Genomic DNA, 20,443 nt, shown 5'->3' on the forward strand with positions numbered 1-20,443 from the left:
GTATGCGAGCAGTTGTCGCACGCCTCCCGTTGGTGACGGAGAGTAGAGAAGCTATGTCGCTGAGTGACGAAAGTGGTGTATCGTCCGGAACAAGGGGCTGCGCCACGTACGTCTGGCGCTGGGGTGAACGGACACTTTGGGGGGCGACGGGCGATGCACGGCCAATGGACGAAGGATCCGATGCGGCAGAGCCGCCGGAGGCGGCGCTGCCGGGACTGGACCGCGCCGGAACGAGCGGGCGAGGGGGACCGGTGAGCCCCCCGGGGGTGGCGCTCCTGACCCGGCCGCCGGTCGCCGGCGGCGGGGGCAAGGGCCTGGGGGCGCAACTCCTCCTCGCGGTGGTCAGCGGCGGCTACGCCGTCGGGGCCGCCCTCGGCTGGGGCTCGGAAGATCTCGCCAAGGTCATGGGCGACTTCGGTCTCAGCACCGCCGGATTACTGGCCGCCGTCTCCTGCTACCACTACGCCCGCGCGATCGACCGCCGCGAGCGCCCCGCCTGGCTGATGTTCGCGTTCTCCTCGCTCATGGGGGCCCTGGGGAACGGCATCTGGGGCTGGTACGAAGTCGTCCTCGACCGGAAGGTCCCCGAGCCCTCGCTCGCGGACTTCGCCTTCCTCTGCTTCGCCCCGCCCGCCATCGTGGGCCTGCTCGTCCTCGCCAAACGCCCGGTCACCCGTGCCGGATGGGTCTGCCTCGCGCTCGACTCCTGGCTCATCGGCGGCTCCCTGCTGACCCTCTCCTGGAGCCTGGCCCTCGCCAACGCCGCGCGCACCGCCCAGTCCGGGGCGCCCGGCAGCGTCCCGCGCGCCGCGCTCTCCCTCGCCTACCCGCTCCTCGACATCGCGCTGGTCTCGATGGTCCTGGTGCTGCACTTCCGGCGCTCGGCCAACAACCGCTCGGCGGTCAACACGGCCATCGCGGCCCTCGCCCTGACCGTCCTGAGCGACGCCCTGTTCACCTCGCCGCTGCTCAACACCACCTACCGCTCCGGGGAGATCCTCGACGCCGGCTGGTTCGCGGGCTCCCTGCTGCTCGCCTACGCCCCCTGGGGGGCCCGCCGCCCGGAACCCCTCCCGAGGCCCGCGCCCCCGCGCGCCGACCGGCCCCACAGCCGACCCATCACCGGTTCCCTGCCCGCCCTCACCCCGTACCTCGCCGCCGCGGTCTGCACGCTCGGCATCCTCTACAACGTGGTGGACGGCCGGAAGGTCGACCGGATGGTGGTCTTCACCGGCTGCACCGTGGTGCTCGCCCTCGTCGTCCGGCAGGGCATCATGCTCCTCGACAACATCGCGCTGACCCAGGAACTGGCACAGAAGGAGAACCACTTCCGCTCCCTCGTCCAGGGCTCCAGCGACGTGATCATGATCGCCGCCCCCACCGGGACCCTGCGCTACGTCAGCCCCGCCGCCGCCGGCGTCTACGGCCGCGAGGCGGAGGAGCTGGTCGGCACCGAACTGGCCGCCCTCATCCACCCCGACGACCTCGGCCGCGTGGTCCACGAGGTGCGCCGCTTCCTGGCCGCCCCGCCCGCCGAAGAACCCACCACCCGCATCGAATGCCGGTTCAAATCCGGCGGCGGGGAATGGCTCAACGTGGAGTCCACCGTCAACCGGCACCAAGGCGGACTCATCCTCAACAGCCGGGACGTCACCGAGCGGGTCCGCCTCCAGGCCCAGCTCCAGCACAGCGCCGAGCACGACCCGCTCACGGACCTCCCCAACCGGGCCCTGTTCACCCGCCGCGTCCGCCAGGCCCTCACCGGCCGCCGCGCGGGCGACCACAGCACCGCCGTGCTCTTCATCGACCTCGACGGCTTCAAGGCCGTCAACGACACCATCGGCCACCAGGCGGGCGACGAGCTGCTCGTCGAGGCCGCCCGCCGCCTCCAGGACGCCGTCCGGGCCGGGGACACCGCCGCCCGGCTCGGCGGGGACGAGTTCGCCGCGCTCATCCTCGGTGACGGCAGCCGCGACCGCAGCGCCCGCGAGTACCAGGTCCACGAGATCGCCGACCGGCTGCGCGCCACCCTCTCCCAGCCCTACCGCATCGCCGGCAGCGAGGTCCGGGTCGCCGCGAGCATCGGCGTGGCCTTCGCCGACCCCGGCATCACCCCTTCGGACCTGATGCGCAACGCCGACCTCGCGATGTACCGGGCCAAGGCGGGCGGCAAGGACCGCGTCGAGCTGTACGCCCCACAGATGCAGGCCGAGGTCGTCCGCAAGGCCGAGCTGGCCGGGAAGCTGCGCACCGCGCTGCACGAGGGCGAGTTCGCCCTGCTGCACCAGCCCGTGGTCTCCCTGGCCGGCGGAGAGGTCAGCGCGGTGGCCGCGCAGGCCCGCTGGCGCTCCGCCCAGGGGATCCTCTTCACCCCGTCCGAGTTCCTCCGAGTGGCCGAACACAGCGAGGGCGGCCCCGGATGCGGCCCGGACCCCTCCCGCGCCGCCGAACTGAGCCGATGGCTGCTCGAAGAGGCGGTGGCCGAGGCCGCCGAGCGCCATCTCGCGGGACACGACGTACCAGTGGTCGTACGGATGACCGCCCAGCGGCTGCTCGACCGCTCGGTGCCCGGCGGCTCCGTGGAGGCCCTGCTCGGCCGGCACGGGCTGCCCTCCGGCGCCCTCGTCCTCGAACTGGCCGCCTCCGACCCCAGGGTCCCCTTCGACGAGCTGGAGCGCCGCCTGACGGCCCTGCACCGGCTCGGCGTCCGGATCGCCCTCGACGGCTTCGGCAGCGGCTACGCGGCCATCAGCGCCCTCCGGCGCCTCCCGGTGGACCTCCTCAAGCTGGACCGGGGCCTGGTCGAGGGCGTCGTCGAGTCCGCCCGCCTGCACAAGATCACCGCCGGATTGTTGCGCATCGCAAACGATCTGGGCATGCAGTCCGTGGCCGACGGCGTGGACCTCCCCGAGCAGGTGGCGGCCCTGCGCGCCATGGGTTGCACCCATGGACAGGGAATGGCGTTTTCCGGCCCGCTCGACGAATACAGGCTGCGCCGCGCGCTCGTGAGAGGTACGTTCCCAGTACCGGGCGGTACGGCCCAGCCCGCCTTGGCCGGGGGCTCGTCCGGTGGCTCGATGGTCATCCATAGAGGCTCAAATAATGAGACGCCCGTCCCACCCGCTTGACATCGACCTCCCGCCGGAGGGAGGGTCAATGCCATGCGCACCCGAATTCTCGTACTTGGAAAGCGCGTCGGCTGAAGCTGGGGCCTGCATGTCCCCGCTCCACACCGCCGACGCGCTCCCCTCGCTTGCCACCTGGCACGAGGGGTTTTTTGTTGCACTGGCACACGCACCCGGACGAGAACCCGGGCACCCCCGCTCCTCGTAAAACCCTCAGCTTCGAGAAGAGAATGCCGATGACCGAGCAGGCCTCCGGGGCCCACCATCCGCAGCCGCGGCCCCGTACGGGTGGGCACCAGCCCACCGCAGTTGAGCACGTCACGGGCGCGCAGTCCCTCATCCGCTCTCTCGAAGAGGTGGGGTGCGACACCGTCTTCGGCATCCCGGGCGGCTGCATCCTCCCGGCCTACGACCCGATGATGGACAGCAAGAAGGTCCGTCACATCCTGGTCCGGCACGAGCAGGGGGCCGGCCACGCCGCCACCGGCTACGCCCAGGCCACCGGCAAGGTCGGCGTCTGCATGGCCACCTCCGGCCCGGGCGCCACCAACCTGGTCACCCCGATCGCCGACGCCCACATGGACTCCGTCCCGCTCGTCGCGATCACCGGCCAGGTCTCCTCCAAGGCGATCGGCACCGACGCCTTCCAGGAGGCGGACATCGTCGGCATCACGATGCCGATCACCAAGCACAACTTCCTGGTCACCAAGGCCGCGGACATCGCCAAGACCATCGCCGAGGCGTTCCACATCGCCTCCAGCGGCCGCCCCGGCCCGGTCCTGGTCGACATCGCCAAGGACGCCCTCCAGGCGAAGACCACCTTCTCCTGGCCGCCGGCCCTGGACCTGCCCGGCTACCGGCCGGTCACCAAGCCGCACGCCAAGCAGATCCGCGAGGCCGCCAAGCTCATCGTCCAGGCCAAGCGCCCGGTCCTGTACGTCGGCGGCGGCGTGATGAAGTCCGGCGCCACGGCCGAGCTGAAGGTCCTCGCCGAGCTGACCGGCGTCCCGGTCTGCACCACCCTGATGGCGCTGGGCTCCTTCCCCGACAGCCACCCGCTGCACGTGGGCATGCCGGGCATGCACGGCTCCGTCACCGGCGTCACCGCGCTCCAGAAGTCGGACCTGCTGATCGCGCTCGGCACCCGCTTCGACGACCGCGTCACCGGCAAGCTGGACAGCTTCGCCCCCTTCGCCAAGGTCATCCACGCCGACATCGACCCGGCCGAGATCGGCAAGAACCGCGAGGTCGACGTCCCGATCGTGGGCGACGCCCGCGAGGTCATCGCCGACCTCGTCCAGGCGGTCCAGGCCGAGCACAACGAGGGCCACACGGGCGACTACACCGCCTGGTGGAAGGACCTCAACCGCTGGCGCGAGACCTACCCCCTGGGCTACGACCTGCCCGAGGACGGCTCGCTCTCGCCGCAGCAGGTCATCGAGCGGATCGGCGCCCTCGCCCCGCAGGGCACGATCTTCACGGCCGGCGTCGGCCAGCACCAGATGTGGGCCTCCCACTTCGTCAAGTACGAGGAGCCCCGCACCTGGCTGAACTCCGGCGGCGCCGGAACCATGGGCTACGCGGTCCCCGCCGCGATGGGCGCCAAGGTCGGCATGCCGGACCGCGCGGTCTGGGCGATCGACGGCGACGGCTGTTTCCAGATGACCAATCAGGAACTGGCAACCTGCGCGCTGAACAACATCCCGATCAAGGTCGCCATCATCAACAACGGCGCCCTCGGCATGGTCCGCCAGTGGCAGACGCTGTTCTACAACCAGCGCTACTCCAACACCGTCCTGCACGGCGACGAGACCGGCCACGACACCGTGGGCTCCCAGCTCGGCGAGTCCGTCGCCCCCCGCCAGGGCACCCGCGTCCCGGACTTCGTCAAGCTGTCCGAGGCCATGGGCTGCGTCGCGCTGCGCTGCGAGGACCCGGCGGACCTGGACAAGGTCATCGCCGAGGCCAACGCGATCAACGACCGCACGGTCGTCGTCGACTTCATCGTCCACGAGGACGCCATGGTGTGGCCGATGGTCGCCGCCGGCACCTCCAACGACGAGGTCATGGCGGCCCGGGGCGTCCGCCCCGACTTCGGCGACAACGAAGACGACTGAGCCGAGAGAGCCTGAGAGAGAGAACGACTCACATGTCCAAGCACACGCTCTCGGTCCTGGTCGAGAACACCCCCGGCATCCTCGCCCGGATCGCCGCCCTGTTCTCCCGCCGCGGCTTCAACATCGACTCGCTCGCGGTCGGTGTCACCGAGCACCCCGACATCTCCCGCATCACCATCGTCGTGAACGTGGAGGACCTCCCGCTGGAGCAGGTGACCAAGCAGCTCAACAAGCTGGTCAACGTGCTCAAGATCGTCGAGCTGGAGCCGTCGAACGCCATCGAACGCGAACTCGTTCTGGTGAAGGTCCGCGCCGACAACGAGACGCGCTCGCAGATCGTCGAGATCGTCCAGCTGTTCCGCGCCAAGACCGTCGACGTGTCCCCGGAGGCCGTCACCATCGAGGCCACCGGCGGCAGCGACAAGCTCAGCGCCATGCTCAAGATGCTGGAGCCCTTCGGCATCAAGGAGCTGGTGCAGTCCGGCACCATCGCCATAGGGCGCGGCGGCCGGTCCATCACGGACCGCAGCCTGCGCTCCCTGGAACGCAGCGCCTGACACTCGCCTGACGCCACGCCTGGACCGGGCGGGACACGCCCGGTTCGCATGGCGAGACCGACAAACTCTTATTCCGTTCCCCGCCGTACGGTGGGTGCAACATCAGCGCACCAAGGAGATATCCCAGTGGCCGAGCTGTTCTACGAGAACGACGCCGACCTGTCCATCATCCAGGGCCGCAAGGTCGCGGTCATCGGTTACGGCAGCCAGGGCCACGCCCACGCGCTGTCGCTCCGTGACTCCGGCGTCGACGTCGTCGTCGGCCTCAAGGAGGGCTCCGGTTCCAAGGCCAAGGCCGAGGAGCAGGGCCTGAAGGTCCTCTCCGTGGCCGAGGCGGCCGCGTGGGCGAACGTCATCATGATCCTGACCCCGGACCCGCTCCAGGCCGAGATCTACGAGGCGTCCATCAAGGACCACCTGCAGGAGGGCGACGCGCTCTTCTTCGGCCACGGCTTCAACGTCCGCTACGGCTTCATCAAGCCCCCGGCCAACGTGGACGTCGCCCTGGTCGCCCCGAAGGGCCCGGGCCACCTGGTCCGCCGCCAGTACGAGGAGGGCCGCGGCGTTCCGTGTATCGCCGCCGTCGAGCAGGACTTCTCGGGCAACGCCTTCGCCCTGGCCCTGTCGTACGCGGCCGGCATCGGCGGCACCCGCGCCGGCGTCATCAAGACCACCTTCACCGAGGAGACCGAGACCGACCTGTTCGGTGAGCAGGCCGTCCTCTGCGGTGGCGCCTCCGCCCTGGTCAAGGCCGGTTTCGAGACCCTGACCGAGGCCGGCTACCAGCCGGAGATCGCGTACTTCGAGTGCCTGCACGAGCTGAAGCTCATCGTGGACCTCATGTACGAGGGCGGCCTGGAGAAGATGCGCTGGTCGGTCTCCGAGACCGCCGAGTGGGGCGACTACATCACCGGCCCCCGCGTCATCACCGACGCCACCAAGGCCGAGATGAAGAAGGTCCTGGAGGAGATCCAGAGCGGCAAGTTCGCCGAGGAGTGGATGGCCGAGTACAAGGCCGGTCTGCCGAAGTACAACGAGTACAAGAAGGCCGACTCCGAGCACCTGCTGGAGACCACCGGCAAGAAGCTCCGCAAGCTGATGAGCTGGGTCGACAACGACGAGAGCTGATCTCGCGCACGGCGGGGCCGGGACACGAGGTCCCGGCCCCGCCGCGCATCCGCCTCGGCCGGCCGCTCCCTTGCGGCCCGGTCGAAAATCGACGGAATGTAGACCTCGAATCGAGCGGATTGTCCACCCCGGCCAATCTCGGACGGGTGATCCTTCCGTACAGGCGGAATCCCGCGCCGGAAGCGCTACTACACTGCTCAACACAACGCGTCAGGCCCACAGTGTCGTGCGTCTTCCACGCGGCTACCCCCTCCACCGCCTGCGGCCGTCGGGACGGCCGTCCGCACTGGACTTGTGAGGACCCACGTGAGCTCGAAACCTGTCGTACTCATCGCCGAAGAGCTGTCGCCCGCCACGGTGGACGCGCTCGGTCCGGACTTCGAGATCCGGCACGTCAACGGCGCCGACCGGGCGGAGCTGCTGCCCGCCATCGTCGACGTCGACGCCATCCTGGTCCGCTCCGCCACCAAGGTGGACGCCGAGGCCGTCGCCGCCGCCAAGAAGCTGAAGGTCGTCGCCCGCGCCGGCGTGGGCCTCGACAACGTGGACGTCTCCGCCGCCACCAAGGCCGGCGTGATGGTCGTGAACGCCCCGACCTCGAACATCGTCACCGCCGCCGAGCTCGCCTGCGGCCTCCTCGTCGCCACCGCCCGCAACATCGCGCAGGCCAACACCGCGCTGAAGAACGGCGAGTGGAAGCGCAACAAGTACACGGGCGTCGAGCTCAGCGAGAAGACCCTCGGCGTCGTCGGTCTCGGCCGCATCGGCGTCCTGGTGGCCCAGCGCATGTCGGCCTTCGGGATGAAGGTCGTCGCGTACGACCCCTACGTGCAGCCCGCGCGCGCCGCCCAGATGGGCGTCAAGATGCTGACGCTCGACGAGCTCCTCGAAGCCGCCGACTTCATCACCGTGCACCTGCCCAAGACCCCCGAGACCGTCGGTCTCATCGGGGACGAGGCCCTGCACAAGGTCAAGCCGTCCGTCCGCATCGTCAACGCCGCCCGCGGCGGGATCGTGGACGAGGCCGCGCTGTACTCGGCCATCAAGGAGGGCCGCGTCGCCGGCGCTGGCCTCGACGTGTACGCGAAGGAGCCCTGCACGGACTCCCCGCTCTTCGAGCTCGACCAGGTCGTCTGCACCCCGCACCTCGGCGCGTCCACGGACGAGGCCCAGGAGAAGGCCGGCATCGCGGTCGCCAAGTCGGTGCGCCTGGCCCTCGCCGGTGAGCTCGTGCCGGACGCGGTCAACGTCCAGGGCGGTGTCATCGCCGAGGACGTGCGCCCCGGCCTGCCGCTCGCCGAGAAGCTCGGCCGCATCTTCACCGCCCTCGCGGGCGAGGTCGCGGTCCGCCTCGACGTCGAGGTCTGCGGCGAGATCACCCAGCACGACGTCAAGGTGCTCGAACTCTCCGCCCTCAAGGGTGTCTTCGAGGACGTCGTCGACGAGACGGTCTCCTACGTCAACGCCCCGCTGTTCGCGCAGGAGCGCGGTGTCGAGGTACGCCTGACCACCAGCTCGGAGTCCCCCGACCACCGCAACGTGGTGACCGTCCGCGGCACCCTGGCGGACGGTCAGGAGGTGTCGGTCTCCGGCACGCTCGCGGGCCCGAAGCACCTTCAGAAGATCGTGGGCGTCGGCGAGTACGACGTGGACCTGGCCCTGGCCGACCACATGATCGTGCTCCGCTACACCGACCGCCCCGGCGTGGTCGGCAAGGTCGGCCAGCTGCTCGGCGAGGCCGGCCTGAACATCGCGGGCATGCAGGTCGCCCGTGCGGAGGAGGGCGGCGAGGCGCTCGTCGTCCTCACCGTCGACGCGGAGGTCCCGGTGGACGTCCTCGCCGCCATCTCTGCGGAGATCGGCGCCGTGTCGGCCCGTACGGTCAACCTCGTCTGACCGTCGCGCGTTCGCTGGTGGAGGGGCCCGGGGTGCACACCCCGGGCCCCTCCGTGTATACGCATGTATTAAACGGATGTCTTGATACCGTAGCGGCATGGGACACCGTGAAGATCTGCTCGAAGGCGCCAAGAAGTGCCTCACCGAGAAGGGGTTCGTGCGGACCACCGCACGCGACATCGTCAGCGCCTCCGGGACCAACCTGGCGTCCATCGGCTATCACTACGGCTCCAAGGACGCACTGCTCACCCAGGCGTTCATCGCCCTGATCGAGGAGTGGGGCGAGGACCGGCAGGCCGGGCTCGCGGGGGCCGCGGGCTCCCTGGAGCGGCTGCGCGCGCTGTGGGACGGGGTCGTCGCCGAGCACGGCACGGCCGGCCCGGTCTGGGCGGCCAGCCTGGAGGTCGCGCTGAGCCGGGACCAGAAGCCGGAACTGAAGTCGATGCTGGCGGCCTCGCAGCTCGAAGGGCGCCGCGGCCTGGTCTCGATGATGACCGGCACCCCAGAGGAGCAGCTGACGGAGCGCGACGAGCGCACGCTCGGAGCGGTCTACCAGGCGCTGCTCAACGGCCTGATGATCCAGTGGCTCTTCGACCCCGCCACCGCCCCGTCGGGCGAGGAGTTCGCGGAGGGGCTGCGGCGGCTGGCCGGCGGGATCGCGGACGCGGAGCGGACCGCGGACGCGGAACGGGCACCCGGCCCTTCAGCCGTTCAGCCGGGCTGACTTGAGGACCATGTGGAGCAGCAGCCGGTCCTCGCCCGCGTCCAGGTCGAGCCCCGTCAGCTGCTCCACCCGGCCCAGCCGGTAGTACAGGGTCTGGCGGTGGACGCCCAGCGCCGCCGCCGCCCGCCCGGCCTGCCCGGCGCAGTCGAGGAACACCTCCGCGGTACGGGCCAGTTCACGGTGGGCCGGGCTCAGCAGGGCCCGCGTGGCGGGGTCGTCCACGGGCCCGGGGGGCAGCGCGCCGAGCATCCGGTAGGGCCCGATCCCCGCCCACTGGGCCACCGGCCCGAGCCGTGGCTCCGCGGCGGCCGCCCGCGAGGCGGCGACGGCCTGCCCCCAGGCGGCGGGCAGCTCCGAGAGCCCCCGCACGGGATCGGACACCCCGGCGGTCACCCCGTGGACCCCGGGCCCGGCTCCCGCGGCGGCCTCCGCCCCCGGCCCCCCGGCCGCAGCGGCCCGCGCGGGCCCGGCCGACGCGCCGGACGCGGCCGCCCGGGCCACCCCGGCCGTCCGGGTGCCCCCCGCCGTCCCGGCGGCGGGCGCCGCCCGGGGCAGGAGGCGGCCCAGGGCCGTCAGGGCCGGGGCCAGGGCGTCCGCGGAGCGCAGGCGCAGCAGGACCGCCAGCCGGTCCCGGGCCGCCTGGCCGCCGGGCCCCGCCGTGTCGGCCGGTACGACGCACACCGCCGCCGCCCCCGGCACCGACGAGGGCGCCTCCCCGGCCCACGGGGCCACGCACACCGCCGCGTGGAGCCCCTCTGCCCCCGCCCCCAGGGCCAGGCGCAGCGCGGCCACCGCCATGTCCTGCTGCCAGCCCCGCCCGGCGGTGAGCACCGCGAGGAACTCCCGGGAGAGGTCGGCGCCCGCCTTGGCCTCCTCGGCCAGCAGCAGCCCGATCCGCTGGGCCACCTCCATGGCCGCCTCCAGGGCCTCCGGCGCCGGCCCCGGGTCCCGGTCGAGCAGCCACACGTAGCCCTGGACGATGCCCCGGTACCGCACGGGCAGGCAGATCCGCCCCCGGAAGACCCCCGCGTCGGGCGCCGCCGGGATCCGGACGGGCCCGGTGGCGCGGGCGATGCCGAAGGCCTCGAACCAGGCCCGCACGGCCGCCGTGGACTGCCGGGTCAGGATCGAGCGGGTGCGCACCGGGTCCATCGCGAGGTCGTCCTCGCTGTCGTGCGCGCCGAAGGCGATCAGGCGGAAGTCCCGGTTCTCCAGCGTCGCCGGGGCGCCGAGCAGCGCCGAGATCTCGTCCACCAGGTCCTGGTAATCGCCCTTCACGGGCACATTCTCCCACCCCCGGGCCGCCCCTTCAGACAGATGTATGAGATCCGGGACACGGATGCGTGACAGCTGTCGATGGCAGAGGATCGTGGAGATCCTTAGGTTTCACGGTGGTTTTACTTGCGTTTTCCTTACGGCCGCAGCACACCCCGGCGGCGCCCGTATCTCCGCTTCTGCCACCCGTTGGAGGTGCCCCGTGCTGGGTCCCGCGATCCTCGCCGCTTCGCGCAGCGACAAGATGCGCCGAATCGTCTCTGCCGCCCCGGTGACCAAGCCGGTGGTCAACCGCTTCATCCCCGGTGAGACGGTCGAGCAGGTCATCCCGATCGTCGAGGAGCTCACCCGCAAGGGCCTTGAGGTCACCCTCGACGTCGTGGGCGAGGACATCACCGCCGTCGAGCAGTCGTACGCCGCCCGGGACGCCTACCTGGAGCTCATCGAGCGCCTCAAGGAGCTGGGGCTGGGCGAGGCGGTCGAGATGTCCGTCAAGCTGTCGATGTTCGGCCAGGCGCTGGAGGGCGGCCACGAGCTCGCCCTCGCCAACGTCCGCCCGGTCGTCGAGGCCGCCGCCGCCATCGGCACCACCGTGACCCTCGACGCCGAGGACCACACCACCCTCGACTCGATGTTCGCCATCCACGAGGAGCTGCGCCGGGACTTCCCGCAGACCGGCTGCGTGATCCAGGCCTACCTCTTCCGCACCGAGGCCGACGCCCGCCGCCTGGCCGCCGCCGGCAGCCGCGTCCGGATCGTGAAGGGCGCCTACAAGGAGCCCGCCGAGGTCGCGTACCTGGACAAGGCCGAGATCGACAAGGCGTACGTCCGGATCATGCGCATCCTCATGGAGGGCGACGGCTACCCGATGATCGGGTCGCACGACCCGCGCCTGATCTCCATCGCGCAGGAGCTCGCCCGGCAGGCCGGGCGCAAGCTGGACGAGTACGAGTTCCAGATGCTCTACGGCATCCGCAGCGAGGAGCACCTCCGGCTCGCCTCCGAGGGTCATCGCATGCGGGTCTACACGGCCTATGGCACGGACTGGTACGGCTACTTCATGCGCCGCCTCGCGGAGAAGCCGGCCAACCTGCTGTTCTTCCTCCGCTCGATGATCACCAAGAACTAGCCAAGAACCAGGTCAAGGAGTTATCGCCCCATGGATGCTGTGACCCAGGTCCCCGCCCCGGTCAACGAGCCGGTCCACTCGTACGCCCCGGGCAGCGCGGAGCGCGCGCGCCTCGAAATCCAGCTCAAGCAGCTGTCCGAGAACCCGATCGACCTCCCGATGACGATCAACGGCGTCAAGCGGATGGGTGGCGGCGAGCGCTTCGACGTCGTCCAGCCGCACGACCACAAGTCGGTCATCGGCACGTACGCCAACGCCACCCAGGCCGACGCCCAGGAGGCCGTCGACGCCGCCCTGGCCGCCGCCCCGGCCTGGCGCGCGATGTCCTTCGACGACCGCGCCGCGATCATCCTGCGCGCCGCCGAGCTGCTGGCCGGCCCGTGGCGCGAGAAGCTGGCCGCCTCCACCATGCTGGGCCAGTCGAAGACCGCGCAGCAGGCCGAGATCGACACCCCGTGCGAGCTCGTCGACTTCTGGCGCTTCAACGTCCACTTCGCCCGCCAGATCCTGGCCGAGCAGCCGGCCGCGAACTCCGCCGGCGTGTGGAACCGCAGCGACCACCGCCCGCTCGAAGGCTTCGTCTACGCGATCACCCCGTTCAACTTCACGGCCATCGCCGGCAACCTGCCGACCGCCCCGGCCCTGATGGGCAACGTGGTCGTCTGGAAGCCGTCCCCGACGCAGACCCACTCCGCGGTCCTCCTCATGGAGCTCCTGGAGGCGGCCGGCCTGCCCAAGGGCGTCATCAACCTGGTGACCGGCGACGGCATCGCCGTCTCCGAGGTGGCCCTGAACCACCCCGAGCTGGCCGGCATCCACTTCACCGGCTCGACCAAGACCTTCCAGTACCTGTGGAAGACGGTCGGCAACAACATCGAGAAGTACCGCTCGTACCCGCGCCTGGTCGGCGAGACGGGCGGCAAGGACTTCGTCGTCGCGCACCCGTCCGCGGACCGCGCGATCCTGAAGACCGCCCTGACCCGCGGCTCCTTCGAGTTCCAGGGCCAGAAGTGCTCGGCCTCCTCGCGCGCCTACGTCCCGGCGTCGATCTGGAACGACGGCTTCAAGGAGCAGTTCGCGGCCGAGGTCGACGGCATCGCCATGGGTGACGTCCGCGACCTGTCGAACTTCATCGGCGCGGTCATCGACGAGCGCTCCTTCGCGAAGAACAAGGCCGCCATCGACCGTGCGAAGGCCGACCCGACCTGCACGATCGTCGCGGGCGGCACGTACGACGACACGGAGGGCTACTTCGTCCGCCCGACCGTCATCGAGTGCACGGACCCGGAGAACGAGGTCTTCACGACCGAGTACTTCGGCCCGATCCTCGCGGTGCACGTCTACGACGACGCGGAGTACGACGCGATGCTGGCCCAGATGGAGAACGTCTCGGCGTACGCCCTGACCGGCTCCGTCATCGCCCAGGACCGCTACGCGGCGGCCGACACGATGGAGAAGCTCCGCTTCGCGGCGGGCAACTTCTACATCAACGACAAGTCGACCGGCGCCGTCGTCGGCCAGCAGCCCTTCGGCGGCGGCCGTGCCTCGGGCACCAACGACAAGGCGGGCGCGGCGTCCAACCTGCTCCGCTGGACCTCGACCCGCTCCATCAAGGAGACCCTGGTCCCGCCGACCGAGTACGGCTACCCCCACATGGGCTGACCCCGGCCCCTGCTGAACCCCGCCCCCGCTCCGGTACCCCCAAGCCCGGAGCGGGGGCGGTCTCCATTTCCCCCCTCGGCAACTCCTGCTAGCCTGAGCACAGTTGTCGTGTACGGCGACCAGCTCCGCCACTCGGGCCCGGTATCCCGAGGGAGCCAAGGGCTCTGACGAGTTCCCGTACGGGGTGGGACAGACCGCTAGGAGATACGCAACCTCTACGCGCCCGTACCGGGGCCGGCGCCCGGGGAGACGTATGTCCAGGCGTACAGACAATCACCACCGTGCCGCGTCCATCTGCCGCGCAGCCACCGGATTGCCGCACCGTACCTGCCTCAGCTGGGCCGAAGCCGGTCTGATCACCCGCCGCCTACCTGTGCCCGACGCGGCCGACTCGGCCCAGCGCGCCTTCGAAGCAATGGTCGCGCTGACCGCAGGCGACGCCCTTCGCGACGGACAGCTCGACGGGGCTGTGTTCGGCGTCGTCGCCGCTGTGCCGTCGGCGGACGGCCTCGCCCTCCGGCTCCACAAGCGGATGGCCCGGCGGGTCGTCACCGAGCTGCTGCCCCGTCTCGACGAGGGGTACGGGGGCCTGCGCGGGGTGCCCGGCCTGCGGGTCACCTCCGACACGGAGGGGCTGACCCTGCGGGATGCCGCCGGCGGCGGAACCATTCGCCTGCGGGACGTCCCCAGCTCCTGGCGGCTTCCGGACGACGGCGACGGGCTGCGGTACGTGGGCCGCATCGCAGGCGGCGCGCCACATCCTGCTGAGCTGGAGGAACTACACCTCTGGACGCACACCGCGATGGCCGGGCCGGACCCTGCCTCCCGCGACCGTCTGCTGAGTCGGCTGCTTCGCCGTCCGGCGCTGGTCAACCGTACGGGGAGCGCCCACGGCTGGGTGAACTCGTACTGCCACCAGTACCAGGACCTCGTGCTGGAGTGGTGCTGCGCTCCTGGAGCCCGGGAGATGGAGCAGTTGCTGCGCCGCAGTGGTCTTGCCGAGCCCCAGGCAGGGGGGTACCCCGAACCGGGTGCGTCGGCCGCCCGTCCCGGCGTGATCAGGCTCGGCGGTGCAGAGGTGACCGTTCGGTGCATGGACTTCACACACACGGACGGGGAGATCGCCCGGGCCACCGCGTCGATCGAGCGGAGGTACCAGTGATGCTGACCGCGGCGGTCCTCACGGCGGCCGTACTCGGCGTCGCCAAGGTCGTACGAGACTGGCTCATCCTGCGCCACGTGCGGGCGGCCATGGACGCCGGTACGCCCGAGGACCGCGTGCGGATCGGGATGCGGCTCGCGGAGGCGCTGGGTGGGCAGCCGGGCCCGACGCCGCCCGCCAGGCCCGACAGCGGCGCCTAGACCTCGAAGAGGACCTGGTCCAGGGACTTGCGGATCAGGTCCGGGACCTCGCAGTCATCCGACGGGTAGCCCACCGGGATCACCGCGAAGGCCTTCTCGTTCTCCGGGCGGCCCAGGACGTGGCTCAGGAAGCGCATCGGGCTCGGGGTGTGGATGAGGGCCGCCAGGCCCGAGAGGTGGAGGGCCGTCAGGAGCATGCCGACCGCGATGCCGACCGACTCGTCCACGTAGTAGTGCTTGCGCTTGTCCCCGTCCGGGCCGAGCCAGTACCGCTGCTGGAAGACCACGATCAGGGCCGGGGCGTCCGTCAGGTGGGTCTTGACGGCGTCGGTGCCGATGGGGCGCAGGGCCGCCAGCCATTCGTCGCCGAGGCGGCCGTCGTAGGAGATCTGCTCCTCCTGTTCGGCGGCGGCGCGGATCTGCCGGCGGACCGCCGGGTCCTTGACCAGGACGAACGTCCACGGCTGCTGGTGCGCCCCCGAGGGCGCGGTGGCGGCGCAGGCGATGGCGTCGCGGACCGCCTGTTCGGGGACGGGGTCGGAGGAGAAGTGGCGCACCGTGCGGCGTTCGTCCATCCGGGCCCGCAGTTCCGCCGCGCGCGCGAGGGACTCGGGGCCGGGCATGCGCGCGGGACGGTAGGCGACGGGCCGGTAGGGCTGGCCATGGGTGGGGGTCCACTGCTGGGTCTCTGGCGACATGCGCAGATCTTCACGCGGTGGCACCCCTGTGGCCAGGGTCGCGGCAGCGGCCAACGCCCGTTGTGTACGGGGATGGGGGTTATGGCGCTGGCGAACGTCGGTCGATTCGCGGAGCGGGACGACGGCCCGGCACGCTCCGCCCCCGGTCGGCCGGGGCGCTGTCGCCGGGCCCGTCGGGGCGTTCCGGCGGCGTCGGCCGGGCCGCCGCCCGCCGCCGGACCACCGCGGCCGCCCGGGGGCCGCGGACCGGCGTCGACCTGCGGGGCGGCGCCGGGCGGGGACTGGACCGGCCGCCGCGGCCGGCCGCGCCGGAGGGGCTCCGGATACCCCCCGGCGGGAGCGGGCGCCGCGCCGCGGGAGCGTACGGCGGGGAGCCGGGGGAGGCCGGGCCCCCGCGTGTTTCCGGCCTTTCCCGGTCGGGCTCCCCGCCGCGGTGCGGGGTCAGCTGCCCGTGATGCTCGCAGCGCCCGTTTCGATGTGCCCCGTGTAGCGGCGGGACCAGGTGCCGTCGGAGTCGGCCAGGACGGTGAAGTCGTACCAGCCCTTGCTGTAGGCCACCGCGTTGAAGAAGTCCTCGCGGGAGGAGTTCGCCGGGACCGTGTACGTCCAGGGGCCGTCCGAGCGGTAGGCGTTCGAGCGGATGGTGAAGGTGACCGGGGAGGCCGAGGCGTTGGTCATCTTGAACCAGATCGCCATCTTGCCGGTGCCCGACTCGACCGCGTAGCGGGCCGCGACCTCCAGGGACCCGCCGGGCTTGGTCGCGTCGCCGATGAACCGGCGCAGGAAGCGGTTCGGGCCGTACATCGAGATGTCGTACTTGCCCGAGCCGGCGCCCAGGCCGATGGAGAAGTAGTCGGAGGACGTGGCCCCGGGCTCCACCGTGTACTGCCAGGCCCCCGTGTCCCGGTACTGGTGCGGGTGGATCGAGAAGTGCGCCGCCCGCCGGGCTTGCGAGCCCTGGTTCGTCATCGAGAACCAGGCCAGGATCTTGCCCATCGGCCCGAACTCGAAGCGGTCCAGGTTGCCGTTGACCTGGTACGGGAGGGCGCGGGCCGGACGCGTTCCGGCCTCCTGGACCGGCAGGGCGTTGTCCTGCGGCACCGGGTTGGGCAGCGGGCCGCAGGTGGACTGGCCGATGACCTTCGCCGTGGAGGGCAGGCCCGCCGGGACCCCGTACACGGGGTGCGCGAAGTCGAAGACGCCCGTCAGGTCGCCGGTCACCTTGCGGCGCCAGGCGCTGATGTTGGGGCAGAGGGCGGGGGTGCCCAGGGCCGTCGTCCAGGTCTCCATGAAGCGCAGGACGGAGGTGTGGTCGAAGACCTCGGAGCTGACCCAGCCGCCGCGCGTCCAGGGGGACATCACCAGCATAGGGACGCGGAAACCCAGGCCGATCGGGACGCCGTCGATGTACTCGTCCGGGGTGCCGGGCGGGGCCACCGGCGGGGCGACGTGGTCGAAGAAGCCGTCGTTCTCGTCGTAGTTGAGGAACAGGACCGTGGAGTCGAAGACCTCCGGGTTCGCGGCGAGCGCGCGGTAGACCAGGTCCACGAAGTGCGCGCCGTCGCCGGGTGGGGCGTAGGGGTGCTCCGAGAAGGCCTCGCTCGCCACCACCCAGGACACCTGGGGCAGGGTCCCGGCGACCACGTCGGCGCGGATCGCCGCCGCGATGTCGTCCGGGGTGGAGCCGGTGACCTTGGGGACGGAGGCCATGCCCCGGTCCCACAGCGGGTTCCCGGGGGCGGCGTCCGTGAACTTCCTGAAGTAGGCGAGGCCGTTGTCCCCGTAGTTGTCCTGGGCGTTCTGGTAGACCTTCCAGGTCATCCCGGCCCGCTGGAGGGCCTCCGCGTAGGTCTCCCAGGTCAGGCCCGACTCGTCGCCGCCGTCCTTGCTGCCCGCGTCCACCTTGCCGCTCCACAGGAAGGTGCGGTTGGGGCCGGTGGCGCTGAGGGTGGAGCAGAAGTAGGCGTCGCAGATCGTGTAGTTGTCGGCGAGCCCGTAGTGGAAGGGGATGTCGGCCCGCTCCAGGTGGCCCAGGGTGTGGGTCTTGCCGACGCCGGCGACCCAGTTATCCATCCGGCCGCCGTTCCACGCGGCGTGCTGCGAGGTCCAGCTGTGCGGGAGGTCGCCGGTGCACTGGGCCAGGGTCGCGCTGTCGGCGCCGCCCGCCGCCGGGGTGGCGGACAGCTTCCACGGGTACTGGCGGCCGCCCCAGTTGGGCTGGTTGAAGGTGCCCCAGCCGCCCGGGATGTTGCCGCAGGCGCGGTCGCCGAAGCCGCGGACGCCCTTGAGCCTGCCGAAGTAGTGGTCGAAGCTGCGGTTCTCCTGCATCAGGATCACCACGTGCCTCACATCGGTGATCGTGCCCGTCGCGGCGGCCGCGGCCGCCGTCGTGGGCAGGGCGGCGGGCAGGGCCGCCCCCGCCACGAGCCCGGCGCCGATCCCCACGAAACCCCTGCGGCTGATGGGTGTCACTGGCTGCTCGCCTCCAACTCAAGTGCCCGGCTGGCACATTGTCGGCAAGCGTGGCGGCGGCCGCCTCAAAGGTCTACATCCGTGCGGTAAGAAATCGGTGAACATCCGGTCGGCAGGAATCAACCGGTCGTGCGGACCAGCATCTTGCCCAGGTTCTCCCCGCGCAGCATGCCCAGGAACGCCTCCACCGTGTGGTCGAAGCCCTGGAGAACGGTGGTGTCGGTGCCGATCCGGCCGCTGCGCAGGTGCGGGACCAGGAAGTCCTCCAGCTCGTCCTGAAGATTGGTGTGGTTTCGAACCAATACTCCTTCCAGCCGCAGGGACTTGTGCACCACCTCGAAGAGGTTGCGGGGCGCGGCCGGCGAGCGGTCGCCGTTGTACATCGAGATCGCGCCGACCCAGGCGATCCGCCCGTACTCGCGCAGGGAGTCGATCGCGCCCTCCAGGTGGTCGCCGCCCACGTTGTCCACGTAGACGTCGATCCCGTCCGGGGCGGCCTGCGCCAGCTGCTCGCCGACCGGGCCGTCGTGGTAGTCGAAGGCGGCGTCGAAGCCGAGGGCCCCGGTGAGGTGGGCGACCTTCGCCGCCGAGCCGGCGCTGCCGATGATCCGGCGGGCGCCGAGCAGCCGGGCGATGTGCCCGGTGGCGGTGCCGACGCCGCCCGCCGCGGCGGAGACGAACAGGTCCTCGCCCTCGCGCAGGGCCGCGGTCCGGGTGAGGGCGGCGTAGGCGGTCAGGCCCGTGCCGCCCAGGATCGACAGGTAGGCCTCCAGCGGGACGCCCTCGTGGCCGCGGAGCTTGCGGGTGCCGTCCACGCCCAGGGTGACCAGGGCGTGGGTGCGCCAGCCGGCCCGGTGGAAGACGAGGTCCCCCTCCGCCAGGCCCGGGTCGCGGGAGGCGAGCACCCGGCCCACCGACCGCCCCTCCAGCGGGGCGTTCAGCTCGAAGCCGCCCTCGCCGCCGTCCATCAGCCCCCGGTGGTACGGGTCGACGGACAGCAGCAGGTTCTCCACCAGGGCGGTGCCGGGGGCGGGTTCGGGGACGGGCGAGGAGACGTACGCGAAGTCGGAGGCGACGGGGAAACCCGTCGGGCGGGCGATCTGGTGGACGGCGTGAGCGGTGTCGGCGTTCATGGCGACGACGGTAGGAAGGAATCCCGGGCCCGGGCAGGGGGTTGCCCTCATGGAAGCCGCACATCCATGAACACCGCTCATACACCGAGGTGGGAACCCCCGTGACCGAACTCGCCCCGCAGGAACTCAGGGTGCTGGTCGCCGTCGCCGAGACGGGCGGCTTCTCCGCCGCGGCAGGCCGGCTCGGCATCAGCCAGTCGGCCGTCTCGCACTCGGTGCGCGGCAGCGAGGGCAAGGTCGGCGCGGTGCTGTTCGAGCGCGGCCGCTCCGGCGCCAGCCCCACCCCGGCGGGGGAGCGGGCCGTGGCCCTCGGGCGGCGCATCCTGCGCCTGTACGAGGTCCTCGGCGCGGAGGCCCGGGCCGCCGGCCGGGCCGCGGCCGGCGGCGCGGGCGGGGCCGGCGGCGCCCTGGAGGGGACCCTGCGCGTCGCCGCCTTCCGCAGCGCGGCCCTGCACCTGCTGCCGCCCGCGCTGGAGCGCCTCGCCGTCCTGCACCCCGGGATCCGGCCCGAGGTGCGGGTGGTGCGCGAACTCGGCCCCGGGACGGCGGGGGAGGTGGCGGCCGGCCGGGCGGACCTGGGGATCGCGACGCTGGGCGCGCCCGGCGACGTACCGCCCGGGCTGCTGACCGGGGTGCTCGCCAGCGAGGCGTACGCACTGGTGCACCCCGCCGGACACCCGGACCCGAAGACGCTGCCGCTGCTGGACTGGGACGAGAACTGCGGTTCCTACACCCGTCGGTGGTGGGCGGCCCAGGACTGGATCCCTGCGGCCACGGTCAAGGCGGAGGACGACGCGATGGTGCTGACAATGGTCGGCCGGGGCCTGGGGATGGCGATCATGCCCGAGCTGTCGCTCCGCGAGGCCACCGACTCCGTCGAGATCGCCGATCTGGGGCCGCAGAGGCCGGTGAGGAAGGTGGGATACGTCACCACATCGGAATCGGCCTCCACCCTCGCGGTCAGGGCTCTGATCAGGGAACTCAGGGCCGTAGCGGCCTGAAAACGGAGCCGCTGGGCGGGGCCTTCCGAGGGGTTTCGCATCTCAGATAGTAGGAAGTCCGAGTAATTGCGGAGACATACAGCCGCACCTGTCCTAGCTTTGTAGGAGCCGAACGTCTCGCACATCCAGCGAATGGCGGTCGTGAGCGCGCGCCCCTGGCAGGC

15 protein-coding genes are annotated in these 20,443 nt (G+C 71.5%); 11 read left to right on the forward strand and 4 right to left on the reverse strand.

Annotation, left to right across the window (positions count from 1 at the left end; genetic code table 11):
- Positions 1-164 precede the first annotated feature (164 nt).
- The 6 genes from ACZ5NJ_RS34600 (at position 165) to ACZ5NJ_RS34625 (ending at position 9,547) form a co-directional block, all read left to right on the forward strand.
- Positions 165-3,128, forward strand: coding sequence for a putative bifunctional diguanylate cyclase/phosphodiesterase (locus ACZ5NJ_RS34600; RefSeq protein ID WP_468770313.1), 2,964 nt, complete (start codon positions 165-167; stop codon positions 3,126-3,128).
- A 227-nt stretch (positions 3,129-3,355) separates the two neighbouring features.
- Positions 3,356-5,242 carry an acetolactate synthase large subunit gene (locus tag ACZ5NJ_RS34605; RefSeq protein ID WP_468770315.1) on the forward strand — a complete coding sequence of 629 codons (1,887 nt, stop codon included), beginning with the start codon at positions 3,356-3,358 and terminating at the stop codon, positions 5,240-5,242.
- Positions 5,243-5,274: 32 nt separating this feature from the next.
- On the forward strand, positions 5,275-5,799 hold the full coding sequence (gene ilvN, locus ACZ5NJ_RS34610; RefSeq protein WP_042816067.1) for an acetolactate synthase small subunit: 525 nt from the start codon (positions 5,275-5,277) through the stop codon (positions 5,797-5,799).
- Between the two features lie 126 nt (positions 5,800-5,925).
- On the forward strand, positions 5,926-6,927 hold the full coding sequence (gene ilvC, locus ACZ5NJ_RS34615) for a ketol-acid reductoisomerase (protein WP_468770317.1): 1,002 nt from the start codon (positions 5,926-5,928) through the stop codon (positions 6,925-6,927).
- A gap of 306 nt (positions 6,928-7,233) precedes the next feature.
- On the forward strand, positions 7,234-8,823 hold the full coding sequence (serA, locus tag ACZ5NJ_RS34620; RefSeq protein ID WP_468770318.1) for a phosphoglycerate dehydrogenase: 1,590 nt from the start codon (positions 7,234-7,236) through the stop codon (positions 8,821-8,823).
- A gap of 97 nt (positions 8,824-8,920) precedes the next feature.
- The gene (locus tag ACZ5NJ_RS34625; protein ID WP_468770319.1) at positions 8,921-9,547 is read left to right on the forward strand and encodes a TetR/AcrR family transcriptional regulator; all 627 of its coding nucleotides are present in this window, start codon (positions 8,921-8,923) and stop codon (positions 9,545-9,547) included.
- On the opposite strand, the gene ACZ5NJ_RS34630 is transcribed toward ACZ5NJ_RS34625, so the two are convergent.
- The gene (locus tag ACZ5NJ_RS34630; protein WP_468770321.1) at positions 9,527-10,825 is read right to left on the reverse strand and encodes a PucR family transcriptional regulator; all 1,299 of its coding nucleotides are present in this window, start codon (positions 10,823-10,825) and stop codon (positions 9,527-9,529) included. The two genes, ACZ5NJ_RS34625 and ACZ5NJ_RS34630, sit on opposite strands and share 21 nt — an antisense overlap.
- A 199-nt stretch (positions 10,826-11,024) precedes the next feature.
- Between ACZ5NJ_RS34630 and ACZ5NJ_RS34635 the strand changes: the two genes are divergently transcribed.
- From ACZ5NJ_RS34635 to ACZ5NJ_RS34650, 4 genes are all read left to right on the forward strand, one after another.
- Positions 11,025-11,951, forward strand: coding sequence for a proline dehydrogenase family protein (locus ACZ5NJ_RS34635; protein WP_468770322.1), 927 nt, complete (start codon positions 11,025-11,027; stop codon positions 11,949-11,951).
- A 30-nt stretch (positions 11,952-11,981) separates the two neighbouring features.
- A complete protein-coding gene (gene pruA / locus ACZ5NJ_RS34640) occupies positions 11,982-13,613 on the forward strand; it encodes an L-glutamate gamma-semialdehyde dehydrogenase (protein WP_468770324.1) in 1,632 nt (543 codons plus the stop codon).
- Between the two features lie 373 nt (positions 13,614-13,986).
- A complete protein-coding gene (locus tag ACZ5NJ_RS34645; RefSeq protein WP_468770325.1) occupies positions 13,987-14,775 on the forward strand; it encodes a hypothetical protein in 789 nt (262 codons plus the stop codon).
- Positions 14,775-14,975, forward strand: a complete 201-nt coding sequence (locus tag ACZ5NJ_RS34650) for a hypothetical protein (RefSeq protein ID WP_468770326.1) — start codon at positions 14,775-14,777, stop codon at positions 14,973-14,975. Before ACZ5NJ_RS34645 ends, ACZ5NJ_RS34650 begins: the two co-directional genes overlap by 1 nt.
- Here ACZ5NJ_RS34650 and ACZ5NJ_RS34655 read toward each other — a convergent pair.
- The 3 genes from ACZ5NJ_RS34655 to ACZ5NJ_RS34665 all read right to left on the reverse strand — a co-directional run bounded on the left by ACZ5NJ_RS34655 (position 14,972) and on the right by ACZ5NJ_RS34665 (position 19,278).
- The gene (locus ACZ5NJ_RS34655; RefSeq protein WP_468770328.1) at positions 14,972-15,673 is read right to left on the reverse strand and encodes a nitroreductase family protein; all 702 of its coding nucleotides are present in this window, start codon (positions 15,671-15,673) and stop codon (positions 14,972-14,974) included. The two genes, ACZ5NJ_RS34650 and ACZ5NJ_RS34655, sit on opposite strands and share 4 nt — an antisense overlap.
- 441 nt (positions 15,674-16,114) lie before the next feature.
- Positions 16,115-18,145 (reverse strand): phosphocholine-specific phospholipase C, encoded by a 2,031-nt coding sequence (locus ACZ5NJ_RS34660; RefSeq protein ID WP_468770330.1) that lies wholly within the window; start codon positions 18,143-18,145, stop codon positions 16,115-16,117.
- 119 nt (positions 18,146-18,264) lie between these two features.
- On the reverse strand, positions 18,265-19,278 hold the full coding sequence (locus tag ACZ5NJ_RS34665) for an NADP-dependent oxidoreductase (protein WP_468770331.1): 1,014 nt from the start codon (positions 19,276-19,278) through the stop codon (positions 18,265-18,267).
- A 101-nt stretch (positions 19,279-19,379) separates the two neighbouring features.
- Here ACZ5NJ_RS34665 and ACZ5NJ_RS34670 point away from each other — a divergent pair, with 101 nt between their 5' ends.
- Positions 19,380-20,279 (forward strand): LysR family transcriptional regulator, encoded by a 900-nt coding sequence (locus ACZ5NJ_RS34670; protein WP_468770333.1) that lies wholly within the window; start codon positions 19,380-19,382, stop codon positions 20,277-20,279.
- The last annotated feature ends 164 nt before the right edge of the window (positions 20,280-20,443 follow it).

The organism is Streptomyces sp. NPDC032091, assembly GCF_055580265.1.

Excerpts from the sequence above, each read along its gene's own strand:
- ACZ5NJ_RS34600 (WP_468770313.1), top strand. The coding sequence starts at position 165 with ATGGACGAAGGATCCGATGCGGCAGAGCCGCCGGAGGCGGCGCTGCCG.
- ACZ5NJ_RS34605 (WP_468770315.1), top strand. The coding sequence starts at position 3,356 with ATGCCGATGACCGAGCAGGCCTCCGGGGCCCACCATCCGCAGCCGCGG.
- ilvN (WP_042816067.1), top strand. The coding sequence starts at position 5,275 with ATGTCCAAGCACACGCTCTCGGTCCTGGTCGAGAACACCCCCGGCATC.
- ACZ5NJ_RS34625 (WP_468770319.1), top strand. The coding sequence starts at position 8,921 with ATGGGACACCGTGAAGATCTGCTCGAAGGCGCCAAGAAGTGCCTCACC.
- pruA (WP_468770324.1), top strand. The coding sequence starts at position 11,982 with ATGGATGCTGTGACCCAGGTCCCCGCCCCGGTCAACGAGCCGGTCCAC.
- ACZ5NJ_RS34650 (WP_468770326.1), top strand. The coding sequence starts at position 14,775 with ATGCTGACCGCGGCGGTCCTCACGGCGGCCGTACTCGGCGTCGCCAAG.
- ACZ5NJ_RS34655 (WP_468770328.1), bottom strand. The coding sequence starts at position 15,673 with ATGTCGCCAGAGACCCAGCAGTGGACCCCCACCCATGGCCAGCCCTAC.
- ACZ5NJ_RS34665 (WP_468770331.1), bottom strand. The coding sequence starts at position 19,278 with ATGAACGCCGACACCGCTCACGCCGTCCACCAGATCGCCCGCCCGACG.